A 13,592-nucleotide genomic window follows, 5' to 3' on the forward strand; every position below is an offset into this window, starting at 1 on the left:
CCGCGCTTAACCTTGAAAGGGTCGCTGGATCAGGCGGCTGCCTGTGCCTTTGCGATATCTTTCTTGATTTTCAGAGCCTTATCCGAGAGCTCGGCATCCTTAGCCTTCGCCAGGAACGTGTCCAGACCACCACGGTGGTCAACGGTACGCAGCGCCGAAGCCGACACGCGCAGCTTGAAAGAGCGGCCCAGCGTGTCAGAGATCAGCGTCACGTCGTTCAGGTTGGGCAGGAACCGGCGGCGGGTTCTGTTTTTAGCATGGCTGACATTGTTGCCAGTCATGGGGCCTTTTCCGGTCAATTCGCAAACGCGCGACATGGGTCTCTTCCTTGTCTCGATAAAAGATCAGGCGCCGCAAGGGCGACGCCATGAATTCCGTCCGGGTGCTTTAAGGGTAAAACCCGGGGGGCGTCAAGGGATTCGTTGCACAATTGTTGCAAACTTCCCCTATCGGAGGCGGGGCGCCGTTAGCCGGCGCCAAGCCGCCTGAGCATATCTGCCGCCGCCCCTGACACGCTGGCCTGCCCCGCCGCAACGGTCTGGCCCAGTTCGGCCAGTTGCGCGCGCATTTGCGGATCTTTCTCAAGCCGGGCCAAAAGGCCCAGACGGACCTCTTCTTCGAACCAATGGCGGGCCTGTTGGGCGCGACAGGCATCAAAGTGACCGTGTTCGCGGCGCCAGCCCGTCAGGGTTTGCATTTCTTCCCAGGCTTTGGCCAGACCGTCTTCTTCAAGCGCGGAAACGGTCAGCGCCTTGGGGAAGAATTCGGGGTCTTGCGGGCGTTTGCGCAGCAGGCGCAGGGCACCGGCATAATCGGCACAGGTGCGTATGGCGGTGGGTTTCAGATCACCATCGGCTTTGTTCACAAGGATGATATCGGCCATCTCCATGATGCCGCGTTTGACGCCTTGCAGTTCGTCGCCACCGGCGGGGGCCAGCAAAAGGATGAACAGGTCCGACATTTGCGCCACAACGGTTTCGGATTGCCCGACCCCGACGGTTTCGATCAGCACGATGTCAAACCCGGCGGCCTCGCACAGGGCGACAGCATCGCGGGTGCGGCGCGCCACACCGCCCATTTCTGTTTGGCTGGGCGAGGGGCGGATAAACGCGTTGGGATCGCGGCTGAGGCGTTCCATCCGGGTTTTGTCGCCAAGGATAGAGCCCCCCGTGCGGGCCGAGGAGGGATCAACCGCCAGCACAGCCACACGCAGCCCCTGCGCCGTCAGCATCATGCCAAAGCTTTCGATAAAGGTGGATTTGCCCACACCCGGCGTGCCCGAAAGCCCGATCCGTAATGCCTGACGTTTGTGCCCCGCCAGTTCATCCAACAGCGCCACGGCCTGCGCTCGGTGATCGGCGCGCCCGCTTTCAACCAACGTGATGGCGCGAGCAAGGGCGCGGCGTTCACCATTCAGGATGCGCTTGGCAAGCTCTTGGGTGTCCATTTTATCCTCCGGCAAGGGTCGGCGGCTGTTTTCCCAAGGGGCGCGCGTGATGTCCAGTGCTATTGCGGCTTGGACAGCGCCTCGGCCAGAAAATCATAGACCGTGCGGATCCGGCGGCTGGTTTGCAATTCACGATGCGATGTCAGCCAGAAGGGCACCTCAATTTCCGGCATATCGGGGGCGACGCGCACCATGTCAGGAAAGCGGTCCGCAAGGTCGCGGCCCAGCATGGTCACGCCCAGCCCTGCACGGGCCAGCTCCCACGCGGCGATGAAACTGTCGGATCTGACGCGGATGTTTGCATTGGTAATCGGCAGGCCAAAGTCATTGAGCCAGGCAATCATGCGGGGTTGGTCGTCAAACCCGATGAAATCCGCACGGGCCAGCTGTTGAGCGGTGTCAATCGGGCCGAACCGGTCAAGGTAGCGTTGCGCGGCATAGAAACAGGCAGACTGGGTGCGCACCAGACGGGCGATCAGATCGGGTTGCGTGGGGCGAACATGGCGCAGGGCGATGTCGGCCTCGCGCTGGCGCAGGTCGGACAGGGTGTTCGAGACGACAAGTTCGACGTCAATCCGCGGGGCGTGCTGGCGCAGATCGGCAAGAATGGGCGGCATGAGCCACGCAGCCGTTGTTTCCGTGACCGACAGGCGCACCAGCCCTTCGACGGTTTGCGACTGCCCCGAGGCGGTCAGCGAAATCCGGTTGGCCGCCGCGCCCATGTCACGCACATGTTCCAGCAGCTCCAACCCCGCTTCGGTCAGCTGCATGCCACGCCCGACCCGTTCAAACAGGGTGACGCCAAGGTCTTGTTCCAGCGCCGCGACCTGCCGCCCCAGTGTTGGCTGGGTCAGGTGCAGGGCGCGGGCGGCGGCGGACAAAGACCCCTCTTCGACCGTCGCCAGAAAAGCGCGGACCTGGTTCCAATCAAAGCGAAGGCTGTCCCAATTCATGCATTTATGCATAGCATGAAAACGGATTTCAGCAATTTAGAAACGCTGGCGTATAGGTATGATCTGGGCAACGCAGGAGAAACCCGATGCCGACTCAAGCCCAATTCTGGAACAAAATCGCCCGCAAATATGCCGCCCGCCCGGTCGGCGACCCAGACGCCTATGCCCAAACGCTGGACCGGGTGCGCGACTATCTGACCCCGTCGGATCAGGTGCTGGAGCTGGGCTGCGGCACCGCCAGCACTGCCATCACCCTGTCGCCCCATGTGGCGCGCTATGTGGCCAGCGATTATGCGCAGGATATGCTGGATATCGGCGCCGAAAAGATCGAGGCGGAGGGGATTAGCAACATTGATCTGCTATGCACCACAGAACTGGCTCCAGACCTGCCCGATGCCGGTTTCGACGCGGTGATGGGGTTTAACCTCTATCATCTAATCGAGGATCTGGACGGGGCCTTGGCGGCGGCGTACCGGCTGGTGAAACCGGGCGGCGTGTTTATCTCGAAAAGCACCTGTTTGGGGCGGTTCTCGCCGTTTCGCCCTATTGTGGCAGTGATGCGCGCGGTGGGCAAAGCGCCCTATGTGCGGTTCATGTCGATCGCTGATCTGGACGGCGCCGTTGAACGCGCGGGGTTCCAGATCGTTGAAACCGGCAACTATCCGGCCAAGCCGCCCGCGCGGTTCATCGTGGCGCGCAAGCCTTCCCCCTGACGGCGTTTTCGCCCATAAGCAGGGCATGACGACCCTGCCCATTCACGCCTGTCTTGATGACCTGATCACCGCCCTGCGTACCGCGGGGCGGGCGGTGCTGCAGGCGCCACCGGGGGCGGGTAAAACCACCGTTGTCCCCCTGTCGATGCTGGACGCAGGTCTGACCACGGCCCGCATCGTGATGCTGGAACCCCGGCGCTTGGCCGCGCGGGCCGCCGCCGAACGGATGGCGCAGACGCTGGGCGAAAACGTTGGGCAGACCGTGGGCTATCGCATTCGCGGCGAGGCCAAGGTCTCCAAAGCCACCCGGATTGAGGTCGTGACCGAGGGCATCCTGACCCGGATGATCCAGTCTGACCCCGAACTGCCGGACGTCGGCGCGGTGATTTTTGACGAATTCCATGAACGTTCCTTGAATGCCGACTTGGGTTTGGCCTTGGCCTTGGAAACCCGCGCGGCGCTGCGCGAGGATTTGATCCTGCTGGCGATGTCGGCAACGCTCGATGCCGCGCCCGTGGCCGCCTTGATGGATGACGCGCCGGTGGTCACGTCCCAGGGGCGCTCTTTCCCGGTCGAAACCCGCTGGCTCGACAAGCCGATGGGCAAACAGCGGCTGGAGCCAGCGGTGGCTGATCTGGTCACCAAAGCCGTAGCAGAAACCAGCGGCGGCGTGTTGGTCTTTCTGCCCGGCGAGGGCGAAATCCGCCGCGTGCAATCGGCGCTGGAAGGCCGCTTGCCCAAGGATTGCGCCCTGCGCCCGCTTTACGGCGCCATGCCCTTCAAGGATCAGCGCGCCGCGATTGCCCCGGCGGACACGGGCCGCAAGGTGGTGCTGGCGACCTCCATCGCCGAAACATCGCTGACCATTCAGGACATCCGCGTCGTGGTCGACGCAGGCCGCGCGCGGCGGGCGCGGTTTGATCCGAACTCGGGAATGTCGCGGCTGGTGACCGAACGGGTGACCCGGGCCGAGGCCGAACAGCGCCGGGGCCGCGCGGGCCGTGTGGCCGAAGGCACCTGTTACCGGCTCTGGACCAAGGGCGAAGAAGGCGCGTTGCATGCCTTTCCGCCCGCCGAGATCGAGGCCGCCGACCTGACCGGGCTGGCGCTGGAACTGGCGCTTTGGGGCAGCGACGATTTGCAGTTTCTGACCCCGCCGCCCGAAGGCACGCTGGCCGAGGCCCGGGCGCTGTTGACCGCCTTGGGCGCGCTGGACCGCGGCAGGATCACCGATCATGGCCGCGCGCTGGCACGCATGCCCCTGCACCCGCGTCTGGCGCATATGCTGGCCGTCGCCGGGCCGCAGGCCGCGCCCTTGGCGGCTTTGTTGGCCGAACGTGACCCGTTGCGCGGCGTGGGCGGTGATGTGGGCCTGCGGTTGCGGGCGCTCAGCGATCCGCGCTCGGCCCCTGCCCCGGCTCGCGGCGCGGTGGCGCGGATCAATCAAGAGACCAAACGCCTGACCCGCATGGCGGGTAAGGCAGACGGGGGGCTGAGCACCGGCGAAATGGCCGCTTTGGCCTATCCCGACCGCATCGGACTGCGCCGCCCCGGCGATCAGCCCAGATACGTACTGTCAGGCGGCAAGGGGGCGGTCTTGGCCGACGCAGACCCCTTGGCCGGGCAACGGTTGATCGTGGCGCTGGATTTGGATGGGGATGCGCGCGAAGCCAAGGTGCGCTTGGCGGCGGCGATTTCGGAGTCTGAACTGCGCAGTGTGTTTGACGATCAGATCGGCTGGCAGGATGTCTGTCAGTGGTCCAAACGCGAGCGCCGGGTGGTGGCGCGACGACAGGAACGCTTGGGCGCCGTGGTGCTGGAGGATCGGGTCTGGAAAAACGCGCCCGCAGATGCGGTGGCGCAGGCGATGCTGGAAGGGGTGGCCGAGCTGGGCTTGCCATGGTCCGACGCCGCGCGCCGCTTGCAGGCGCGGGTGGAGCTGTTGCGCGGTCAGGGCGCGGACCTTCCGGATATGTCAGACGCGGGGTTGATGGCCACCCTGCCCGACTGGCTGTTGCCGCATCTTGCCGGGGTGCGTACGGGCGAAGATCTGAAGCGGTTCGACCTTCAGCCGGCCTTGATGGCGATGCTGGATTGGGACCAACAACAGCTGTTGGCAAGGCTGGCCCCTGCGCATTTCGAAACGCCTTTGGGCCGCAAAGTGGCGATTGATTACAGCGGCGAGGCCCCGGCGATCGCCCTGCGTTTGCAGGAACTTTTCGGCGTGACGCAACATCCGGTGATCGGCCCCGAACGCCTGCCGTTGCGCATCACCTTACTGTCGCCCGGCCAACGTCCGGTGCAGGTAACCATGGACTTGCCGGGGTTCTGGCGGTCATCCTATGCAGACGTCCGCAAGGACATGCGCGGGCGCTATCCCAAACATCCGTGGCCCGAAGACCCGACACAGGCCGACCCGACGCTGCGCGCCAAACGACGAGGAACCTAGCATGCGCCCCAGTACGCTTGACCAGCTTGCCCTGCGTTTAGGGCAATCAAAGCCCCGCGGGCGACGTCTGGTGGTGGCGCTGGCGGGCGCGCCGGGATCGGGCAAGTCGACCATGGCGGCGCAACTGTCAGAACGGTTGCACCATGCAGCGGTGGTGCCGATGGACGGGTTTCATCTGGATAACCGGTTGCTGGAACCGCGCGGGTTGTTGCCGCGCAAGGGGGCGCCGGAAACCTTTGATCTTGGGGGAATTACGCGGCTGGCGCAGGCGTTGGCGCAGGATGAAACGGTGTATTACCCGCTGTTTGATCGCGCGCGGGACTTGGCGGTGGCCGGGGCCGGTCATATCGGGCCGGAATGTCAGATTGCGCTGATCGAGGGCAACTATCTGATGTTTGACGCACCGGGATGGCGCGATCTTGCCGGGTATTGGGATGTTTCGGTTCGGCTGGACGTGCCTTTGGAGGTGCTGCGCGCTCGGCTGATCGCGCGCTGGCTGGCGCATGGGCTAAGCCCGGATCAGGCCGCGCAAAGGGCGCAAGGCAATGACCTGCCCAACGCTGAACGGGTCCTGAAGGCGGCTTTGCCCTGTGATTATGTCTTGCGCACAGACGCGTAAGTCTTCGCATTTGCCACAGGAATACCCGTTTTTGTCCCTTGGATTGTCCAAGTGAAATTCTTTAACAGAGCCCAGCAGATGTAGTAGCATAGTAAAAAAGGGCGGGGTCGTTTACGGCCACCCCCAGCAGAGTGCCGAGGGACAGAGCAACTTATGAAAATCGCCGTCGCAGGAATCGGATATGTCGGGCTGTCGAACGCCATTTTGTTGTCTCAGAACAACGAGGTGGTCGCCGTAGACGTATCGGCACAGCGGGTAGAGATGCTGAACGCGCGCCAAAGCCCGATTGATGACCCCGAAGTGGTTGAGTATCTGGCCAATCACACGTTGAACCTGCGCGCGACGACCGACCCGCAAGAGGCCTATGAAGGGGCCGACTATGTGATCGTGTCCACCCCGACAAACTATGACGTGCGGTCGAACTTTTTTGATACCTCCAGCGTGGAAGCGGTGATTGAGGACGTTACCCGGATCAACCCCAAGGCGGTGATTGTGATTAAATCCACCATCCCGGTGGGGTTCGTGCGACAGGCCCGGCTGGATCACAACACCGAACAGGTGATTTTCAGCCCGGAGTTCCTGCGCGAAGGGCGGGCGCTGTATGACAACCTGCATCCGTCGCGCATTGTGGTGGGGGAACGCTCTGAACGGGCCGAGGTTTTTGCCAACCTTCTGTTGCAGGGGGCGTTGGAAAAGGATGTCCCGGTGCTGTTCACCGACTTGGACGAAGCCGAGGCGATCAAGCTGTTTTCCAACACCTATCTTGCCATGCGTGTGGCCTATTTCAACGAACTGGACAGCTATGCGATGGCCGGTGGGATGGACAGCCGCCAGATCATCGAAGGCGTCAGTCTGGACCCGCGGATTGGCGATCATTACAACAACCCGTCGTTTGGATATGGCGGCTATTGCCTGCCCAAGGACACCAAGCAGTTGCTGGCCAACTACAGCCATGTGCCGCAAAACCTGATCCGCGCGATTGTCGATGCCAACCGCACGCGCAAGGATTTCCTTTCAGATCAAATTCTGATGCGCGGCCCCAAGGTCGTGGGGGTTTACCGGCTGGTGATGAAGGCCGGGTCGGACAACTATCGCCAGTCGTCAATTCAGGGGATCATGAAACGGCTGAAAGCCAAGGGCGTTGAGGTGATCGTTTATGAACCGGTGCTGGAGGAAGACGATTTCTTCCGTTCCCGGGTGATTCAGGACCTGGATGACTTCAAGGCCGAAGCCGATGTGATTGTCGCCAACCGTCTGACCGATGATATCCGCGACGTCGCGGACAAAGTGTTTACCCGCGACCTGTTTGGTGCGGATTAAGAGGATTTATTGACATGCCCACCGCATTGGTGACCGGATCGGCCGGTTTCATTGGATATTTCGTGTGCAAACGTCTGTTGGATGATGGCTTTCGGGTGATCGGGCTGGACAGTATGAGCGATTATTACGATGTCGCTTTGAAAGAGCGCCGCCAGCAGATGTTGCTGCAATCCCAAGGGTTTCGCGCGGTAAACGACAAGGTGGAAACGCCGGGCTTGCTGATGGATCTGTTCGCCGAGGAAAAGCCCGATTTCGTCATCCACTTGGCGGCGCAGGCGGGCGTGCGGTATTCGATCGAGAACCCGCGCTCGTACCTTGAGGCCAATGTGATCGGCACCTTCGAGCTGCTGGAAGCTGCGCGCGCCCATCCGCCCAAGCACATGCTGCTGGCCTCGACCAGCTCGGCCTATGGCGCCAACACCCATATGCCCTATACGGAAACCGACCGGGCGGATCATCAGATGTCGTTCTATGCGGCGACCAAGAAATCAACCGAAAGCATGGCGCATTCCTATGCGCATCTGTTTGATCTGCCGGTCACGATGTTCCGCTTCTTTACCGTTTATGGCCCTTGGGGCCGCCCTGACATGGCGCTGTTCAAGTTCACCAAAGCGATTTTGGAAGATCGCCCGATTGACGTTTATAACCACGGCGACATGATGCGTGATTTCACCTATGTCGAAGACTTGGTGCATGGAATCCGCCTGCTGATGGATGCGGTGCCTGAGCGCCCCGAAGATGGTGTGGTGCCTGAAGGCGACAGCCTGTCCCCGGTTGCGCCGCACCGGGTGGTGAATATCGGCAATTCGAACGCTGTTCAGCTGGTTGATTTCATCGCCGCGATTGAGGCCGCAACCGGCCGCACGGCCGAGCGCAACCTGATGCCGATGCAGGCGGGTGACGTGCCGGCGACATGGGCCAATGCGGGACTGTTGGAACAGTTGACGGGCTATGCGCCCAAGACATCGGTGCCCGAGGGCGTCAGCAAATTCGTAGAGTGGTATCGCGACTATTATCAGGTCTAGCCGCAAAGGCCGCCCCGGATGCCGGAGCGGCCTGTTTTCAAGGGCTTAGCGTGTGGCCGCCAGCAGGGCCGCGGCAGCGATTACCGCCCCCCCCAGCGCCAGAAAGATCGCATCGTTGCCATGCATGTGGGGCACGGCCTCCAGATGGGCGAAGGCCGGGCTGGCCATGGCAGTTGCCAAAGCGGCAAGGGTTAGTTTCTTCATTTTCATTGGTCCTTCTTGGCCAGAAATTCGCGAATATCGAGGGTCGATTTTTCATCCATCGACACATAGATCAACGACATATTGGTGCGTTCGCGGACCATCTCGCCGGGGAAGGGCAGGTAAGACAGTTCGCGCGCGCCAAAAGACGGCGAGGCCGTGCCGACCTGCCATTCGGTGCTCAGCGACACATCCACCAGTTTCAGCGCCGTCGAGCCGCCCTTGCCGGGGCGTTCAAACGGCACACCGGCCAGCCGCAGGTACGAAGTTTTATCGGCCGCCTGCACGAACCCGTCGATGAACTGCGCGGTCAGAAGCTGCAGATCCTGGGCCTCGTCCTCGGGCTTTAGATGGCTGTGCAGGTGGTCATGGCTGTGATTGTGGCCGATGTGGCCGTTCACGATGTCATGTGGCATTGGACCACCTCTTACCTTCGAATTCACCGTGCGGAATGGTCACCGGCTTGTCGATGTGCTTTTTATGCGCGCCCAGCTTGCCCGAGGCCACCATCGAGCCCAGCACGTCCACGATCACCCGGGTGCCCAAAAGCGCGGTGATATCTGACGTGTCATAGGGCGGCGAAACCTCGACCAGCTCCATGCCGCAGATGCCTTCGGCGGCAACTTTAGACGCCAGCGCAAGGGCTTCGCGCGGCAGGAACCCACCGGGTTCGGGCCAGCCGGTGCCGGGCACAAAGCCGCAGTCGATACAGTCGATGTCAAAGGACATATAGACCATATCAACGCCGTCCCATGCCATTTCCAAAGCCATTTCGGCCGTCTTATCAATGCCCATGCGTTCGACGTCGGACATGGTGATGATGTTCGTCTCGCGTTCGCGCGCCACCTTGACGGCCGCGCGGGGGACCTGCCAGCCGCCGATGCCAACCTGAACAAGGTTCTTGGCGGGCACGTTGGGCAGGTTGGTGGAATGGAACCACGGCGTGGTGTGCATCCGTTCATCCAGGTCTTTTTCCTGAATGTCGGCGTGGCGGTCAAAGTGCACGATGCCAATTTTCTTGGACGTGCATTCGGCAATCCCGCGCACGCAGGGGAAGCCGATGGAGTGGTCGCCCCCGATCATGATCGGCAGGGAACCGCTTGAAAACACGTGTGAAACCGCGCGGCTGATCTGATCGAACGACTTCTCGATATTGGCCGGGATGGTAAAGACATCCCCGGCGTCGCACAGAGTCATCTGTTCGCGCAGGTCGACGGCCATTTCATAGTTATAGGGCGTATAAAGCGCGCTGATCTTGCGCACGCCTTGCGGGCCAAACCGGGTGCCGGGGCGATAGGTGGTGCCGCCGTCAAAGGGAATGCCCAGAACGGTGGCGTCATAGTCGCCAATTTCGGTCACGTCTTCGGTATAGGGCGCCTTGAGGAAGGTGTTGATCCCGGCAAAGTGGGGCAGTTCCCCCCGCGCGAAGGTAGGAATGGACTTGTCTTCGATGCTGTCGGCGCCGGTCAGACCCATGCGCAAAGCCCAGAGGCGATCGTTATCTGCCCCGCTTTCGGGCAGATCGGCTTCGGCCTTCATCGACTTCCAGCCCTGCAATTGTGTCAGGTCCGGATGGTGCGCGCGGCGCTCGGCCGGGCGCTGGTCCGCCGGGTGGTGTGAGCGGCTGCGCTCAGGCGGGTTGAAGAACATTGGTTTCCTCCTTGATCTTCTGAAACGGGATGCCGCCATCGCGGGCATCAAAATCGTACGTTATTGTTGCGCCGTAGGCGTTGGGATCGGTGGGATCCCAGCGCGGCTTATCAAAGACCAGCACACGGTCTCCGAGTTTGAATCCTTCCTCAAGATCATGGGTCACCATGAAGACCGTCATGCCGGTTTCGGCCCGCAGTTCGGTCAGGAAGTCATGCATGGACAGGCGCGTGCCCGGATCGAGCGCGCCAAAGGGTTCGTCAAGCAGCAGCACGCGCGGTTTCGCGGCCAGGGCCTGTCCGATGGCAAGGCGTTGCTGCATGCCGCCCGACAGCGTCGCCGGATACTGATCGGCCACATGGTCCAGCCCGATACGGGCCAGTGTTTCATCGGCGCGCCCCAGCGCGGCTTTGCGTTCTGTACCAAAGAACCGGCCCCACGGGCGGCGGAAACATTCCCCCGCCACCACGTTTTCGCGCACGGTCATATGCGGGAATACGGAGTAGCGCTGAAAGACCACGCCGCGGTCCAGACCCGGCTCTTTGGCGGGCGGTTTTCCATCAATACGGATTTCACCACGGGTTGGGGTTTCTTGCGCCAACAGCAGGCGCAGGAAGGTGGATTTACCACAGCCCGAGGCCCCGACGATGGAGATGAACTCGCCCTCGTCAATCGTGGTGTTGACCCGTTCGATGATCGGGCGGTTGCCGTAGGATTGGAAGATGTTGTCGACTGTTACGAAGCTCATAGCGTGGACTCCGTCCAGGGGAATGCTTTGCGCGACAGAACCCGGAGGCCCCAATCCATCACAAAGGCCAATGCGGTGATCCAGATGACGTAGGTCAGGATCACATCCATGGCCAAATACCGGCGCACAAGGAAGATGCGATAGCCAAGGCCCTGGTCGGCGGCGATGGCTTCGGCCGCGATCAGGAACAGCCACGCCGGGCCAAGCGACAGGCGCACCGCCTGTATCAGGCGTGGCATCAGTTGCGGCAGCGCCACGCGGATCGCGATGACCCAGCTGGTGGCGCCCAATGTTTCGGCCTTTACGATCATCTCACGCGGGATTTCCAGCACTCGACTAGACAGGTCGCGGATCAGGAAGGGCAGAATGCCGATGATGATCAGCACGACCTTTGACAGCTCGCCCAATCCGAACACAATGAACAGGATCGGCAGCAAAGCCAGCGGTGGGATCATCGACAACACGGCGACAAAGCCCGCCAGCGTCGAGCGCACATGAGGCAAAAGACCAATCAACAACCCGACAACCGTGCCCAAAAAGGCCGAAATACCGACACCCAGCAACAAGCGGACCAAGCTGGCCCATGTATCTTTCCAGAACAGGATTTGTTCAGATCGTTTGTCAGGCTCGGTCAACAACCGTTCGGCTGTAGACAGAATTGTCGAGGGCGCAGGCAGCAGCTTGTCAGACGGGTTGGCCGACAGGCGAATGTCTGACCCGATCGCATAAGCGATCAGCGCAAGGGCGAAGGGCAGTGCCGTCAGAAAGGCGGCAAAGGCCACGCCGGGTTTTTGATTGATCAATCGCATGGGAATATGTCCCCGGCCCGGGGCATTGGGGCCGGGGTCCTGAGCTTAGAGCGCGCCGTCGGCGGCCATTTGCATGTAAGTGGTGTCAAAGCGGAACTTGACGTTGCCCGCATCCCCGCTGGTTGCACCATCGGGATATTCAACACCTACGAAATCGGCGCTTGGCGCACCTTCGCCCAGAATACCTTTGTCGAACAGGAATTCAGCGACATTGACCATGGTGGTGGGCAGGTCAGCCCCCTTGGTAAAGGCAACCGCCGCGGCCGGGTCATAGAACATCTCGGTCGAGGCCAGCTGCGCCTTATAGCCCGCCAGATCGGTGCCCGAGGCTTCGGCCATCTCGGTCAGCACCGCTTCATCCCCTGCCGCCATCAGGCCCATAACCTCGTACCAGGCCCCTACCATGGCTTTGCCAAAGGCCGGGTTGTCGGCCAGGGTTTCGGTATTGACCACCATCAGGTCGATGATTTCACCGGGGATGTCGGAACTGTCGAACAGCTTTGTCGCGCTGGGGTCTTCCAGAATACTGGACACCAGCGGGTTCCATGTCACGACGGCTTCGACATCATCGGTGGCGAAGGCCGCGATCATATCGGCGTCCGAGGTGTTGATCACCCCATCCAGATCGCTCTCTTTCATGCCGACACTGTCCAGCGCGCGCGCCAGCAGGTAGTGCGACACCGACAGTTCAACCAGATTCACCGGTTTGCCCTTCAGCGCGGCCAGATCGCCGTCTTTCACGATCACCGCATCATTGCCGTTGGAAAAGTCGCCCACGATCAGCGCAGTGGTGTCCACCCCGCCGCCCGAGGGAATGGACAGCGTATCCATGTTGGTGGCCGAAACGCCGTCAAACGCGCCTGCGGTATATTGGTTGATCGACTCGACATAATCGTTGATCTGCACGATCTCGACATCAATGCCGTATTTATCGGCCCATTTGTCCATGATGCCCGAGGTCTCCAGATAGCCCCACGGCATCCAGCCCACATAGATCGACCATGCGACTTTGAATTCAGTTTTCTCTTCGGCGAAAGTTGGCGTCGCTGCGGCCAGTGCAAGTACGGAGGCAGCGGCGAAAATACCTTTTTTGAACATGGATCTTCCCCTGTCTTCGGCGTTCCGCATTTAGCTGGTTCGGGGTTGCCTCGGCGGAACGGAGAAACGCGGTCAAGCCCGTGTCGCAGTAGTCTCCCGGGATTTTGCCCCGCCGTGTATCGCGCCGGAATTTGCCGACGCGCTGGCATCTCTCGGACCAGACCTTCGCGGTAGTTGACGAAGCGGAACCCTAGACGCCCTGCACCTTCATAAGGGCACGGGGGGCCGCGTTTCGCAGAGCAATCCACACGGATATTTGCGCCAAATGTCAGGGTTTGATGAAATTTCGGGCGTAAAAACCGTGAAAGGGGGGAAATTAACCCGGAATCTGGCCCAAACCGGGCGCGCAACCGGCGCTTGCTCGATTCCCTTAAGGCAAGGTTCACGGCGCGAAAGGGCGATTCCAGCAAACACAAACACTGAAAAACGGCGCAAAGGCGATGGGCCTTTGCGCCGTTTCAGGGCTGTTCAGCGCAGGCTGATGCTGCCTACTCCAGTTCGATGAGTAGGTCTTTTGCGTCGATTTGGGCGCCTGGTGTGATGTGGATGGCTTTGACGGT

General features: G+C 61.4%; 14 protein-coding genes and 1 riboswitch. Of the genes, 5 read left to right on the top strand and 9 right to left on the bottom strand.

Features of this window, described 5'->3' with window-relative positions; all coding sequences use genetic code 11:
• Nucleotides 1-29: 29 nt before the first annotated feature.
• From rpmB to ATO10_RS14560, 3 genes are all read right to left on the bottom strand, one after another.
• Nucleotides 30-317 carry a 50S ribosomal protein L28 gene (gene rpmB / locus ATO10_RS14550; protein WP_035252938.1) on the bottom strand — a complete coding sequence of 96 codons (288 nt, stop codon included), beginning with the start codon at nucleotides 315-317 and terminating at the stop codon, nucleotides 30-32.
• A gap of 149 nt (nucleotides 318-466) precedes the next feature.
• A complete protein-coding gene (meaB, locus tag ATO10_RS14555; RefSeq protein WP_035252941.1) occupies nucleotides 467-1,447 on the bottom strand; it encodes a methylmalonyl Co-A mutase-associated GTPase MeaB in 981 nt (326 codons plus the stop codon).
• 59 nt (nucleotides 1,448-1,506) lie between these two features.
• Nucleotides 1,507-2,400, bottom strand: coding sequence for a LysR family transcriptional regulator (locus ATO10_RS14560; protein ID WP_202898670.1), 894 nt, complete (start codon nucleotides 2,398-2,400; stop codon nucleotides 1,507-1,509).
• A gap of 86 nt (nucleotides 2,401-2,486) precedes the next feature.
• Here ATO10_RS14560 and ATO10_RS14565 point away from each other — a divergent pair, with 86 nt between their 5' ends.
• The 5 genes from ATO10_RS14565 to ATO10_RS14585 all read left to right on the top strand — a co-directional run bounded on the left by ATO10_RS14565 (nucleotide 2,487) and on the right by ATO10_RS14585 (nucleotide 8,526).
• Complete coding sequence (locus ATO10_RS14565) at nucleotides 2,487-3,113, top strand: class I SAM-dependent methyltransferase (RefSeq protein WP_035252947.1); 627 nt, start codon at nucleotides 2,487-2,489, stop codon at nucleotides 3,111-3,113.
• A 25-nt stretch (nucleotides 3,114-3,138) separates the two neighbouring features.
• Nucleotides 3,139-5,562 (top strand): ATP-dependent helicase HrpB, encoded by a 2,424-nt coding sequence (gene hrpB, locus ATO10_RS14570; protein WP_035252949.1) that lies wholly within the window; start codon nucleotides 3,139-3,141, stop codon nucleotides 5,560-5,562.
• A gap of 1 nt (nucleotide 5,563) precedes the next feature.
• Nucleotides 5,564-6,181 carry a nucleoside/nucleotide kinase family protein gene (locus ATO10_RS14575; RefSeq protein ID WP_035252950.1) on the top strand — a complete coding sequence of 206 codons (618 nt, stop codon included), beginning with the start codon at nucleotides 5,564-5,566 and terminating at the stop codon, nucleotides 6,179-6,181.
• A gap of 153 nt (nucleotides 6,182-6,334) precedes the next feature.
• Complete coding sequence (locus ATO10_RS14580; RefSeq protein WP_035252953.1) at nucleotides 6,335-7,501, top strand: nucleotide sugar dehydrogenase; 1,167 nt, start codon at nucleotides 6,335-6,337, stop codon at nucleotides 7,499-7,501.
• Nucleotides 7,502-7,515: 14 nt separating this feature from the next.
• Complete coding sequence (locus ATO10_RS14585; RefSeq protein ID WP_035252954.1) at nucleotides 7,516-8,526, top strand: NAD-dependent epimerase/dehydratase family protein; 1,011 nt, start codon at nucleotides 7,516-7,518, stop codon at nucleotides 8,524-8,526.
• A 45-nt stretch (nucleotides 8,527-8,571) separates the two neighbouring features.
• Here ATO10_RS14585 and ATO10_RS16435 read toward each other — a convergent pair whose 3' ends face one another.
• From ATO10_RS16435 to ATO10_RS14610, 6 genes are read right to left on the bottom strand one after another with little or no spacing between them, the layout of a single operon-like run.
• Nucleotides 8,572-8,730 carry a hypothetical protein gene (locus ATO10_RS16435; protein WP_155886780.1) on the bottom strand — a complete coding sequence of 53 codons (159 nt, stop codon included), beginning with the start codon at nucleotides 8,728-8,730 and terminating at the stop codon, nucleotides 8,572-8,574.
• 2 nt (nucleotides 8,731-8,732) lie between these two features.
• Nucleotides 8,733-9,143 carry a hypothetical protein gene (locus ATO10_RS14590; protein ID WP_035252957.1) on the bottom strand — a complete coding sequence of 137 codons (411 nt, stop codon included), beginning with the start codon at nucleotides 9,141-9,143 and terminating at the stop codon, nucleotides 8,733-8,735.
• Complete coding sequence (locus ATO10_RS14595) at nucleotides 9,133-10,377, bottom strand: agmatinase family protein (protein WP_035252959.1); 1,245 nt, start codon at nucleotides 10,375-10,377, stop codon at nucleotides 9,133-9,135. The genes ATO10_RS14590 and ATO10_RS14595 overlap by 11 nt, the downstream gene beginning before the upstream one ends.
• Nucleotides 10,358-11,125 (bottom strand): ABC transporter ATP-binding protein, encoded by a 768-nt coding sequence (locus tag ATO10_RS14600; protein WP_035252962.1) that lies wholly within the window; start codon nucleotides 11,123-11,125, stop codon nucleotides 10,358-10,360. The genes ATO10_RS14595 and ATO10_RS14600 overlap by 20 nt, the downstream gene beginning before the upstream one ends.
• Entirely contained in the window at nucleotides 11,122-11,934 is an 813-nt protein-coding gene (locus ATO10_RS14605; RefSeq protein WP_035252964.1) for an ABC transporter permease, read from the bottom strand. Before ATO10_RS14605 ends, ATO10_RS14600 begins: the two co-directional genes overlap by 4 nt.
• Before the next feature lie 45 nt (nucleotides 11,935-11,979).
• Nucleotides 11,980-13,032 carry a putative urea ABC transporter substrate-binding protein gene (locus ATO10_RS14610; RefSeq protein ID WP_035252967.1) on the bottom strand — a complete coding sequence of 351 codons (1,053 nt, stop codon included), beginning with the start codon at nucleotides 13,030-13,032 and terminating at the stop codon, nucleotides 11,980-11,982.
• Between the two features lie 91 nt (nucleotides 13,033-13,123).
• Nucleotides 13,124-13,237: riboswitch (guanidine-I (ykkC/yxkD leader) on the bottom strand.
• Nucleotides 13,238-13,592 lie beyond the last annotated feature (355 nt).

The sequence above is a fragment of the Actibacterium atlanticum genome (genome assembly GCF_000671395.1).
Classification (GTDB): Bacteria; Pseudomonadota; Alphaproteobacteria; order Rhodobacterales; family Rhodobacteraceae; genus Actibacterium_D; species Actibacterium_D atlanticum.

Excerpts from the sequence above, each read along its gene's own strand:
- ATO10_RS14585 (WP_035252954.1), top strand. The coding sequence starts at position 7,516 with ATGCCCACCGCATTGGTGACCGGATCGGCCGGTTTCATTGGATATTTC.
- ATO10_RS14610 (WP_035252967.1), bottom strand. The coding sequence starts at position 13,032 with ATGTTCAAAAAAGGTATTTTCGCCGCTGCCTCCGTACTTGCACTGGCC.
- ATO10_RS14605 (WP_035252964.1), bottom strand. The coding sequence starts at position 11,934 with ATGCGATTGATCAATCAAAAACCCGGCGTGGCCTTTGCCGCCTTTCTG.
- hrpB (WP_035252949.1), top strand. The coding sequence starts at position 3,139 with ATGACGACCCTGCCCATTCACGCCTGTCTTGATGACCTGATCACCGCC.
- meaB (WP_035252941.1), bottom strand. The coding sequence starts at position 1,447 with ATGGACACCCAAGAGCTTGCCAAGCGCATCCTGAATGGTGAACGCCGC.
- rpmB (WP_035252938.1), bottom strand. The coding sequence starts at position 317 with ATGTCGCGCGTTTGCGAATTGACCGGAAAAGGCCCCATGACTGGCAAC.
- ATO10_RS14560 (WP_202898670.1), bottom strand. The coding sequence starts at position 2,400 with ATGAATTGGGACAGCCTTCGCTTTGATTGGAACCAGGTCCGCGCTTTT.
- ATO10_RS14575 (WP_035252950.1), top strand. The coding sequence starts at position 5,564 with ATGCGCCCCAGTACGCTTGACCAGCTTGCCCTGCGTTTAGGGCAATCA.
- ATO10_RS14590 (WP_035252957.1), bottom strand. The coding sequence starts at position 9,143 with ATGCCACATGACATCGTGAACGGCCACATCGGCCACAATCACAGCCAT.
- ATO10_RS14595 (WP_035252959.1), bottom strand. The coding sequence starts at position 10,377 with ATGTTCTTCAACCCGCCTGAGCGCAGCCGCTCACACCACCCGGCGGAC.
- ATO10_RS14565 (WP_035252947.1), top strand. The coding sequence starts at position 2,487 with ATGCCGACTCAAGCCCAATTCTGGAACAAAATCGCCCGCAAATATGCC.
- ATO10_RS14600 (WP_035252962.1), bottom strand. The coding sequence starts at position 11,125 with ATGAGCTTCGTAACAGTCGACAACATCTTCCAATCCTACGGCAACCGC.
- ATO10_RS14580 (WP_035252953.1), top strand. The coding sequence starts at position 6,335 with ATGAAAATCGCCGTCGCAGGAATCGGATATGTCGGGCTGTCGAACGCC.
- ATO10_RS16435 (WP_155886780.1), bottom strand. The coding sequence starts at position 8,730 with ATGAAGAAACTAACCCTTGCCGCTTTGGCAACTGCCATGGCCAGCCCG.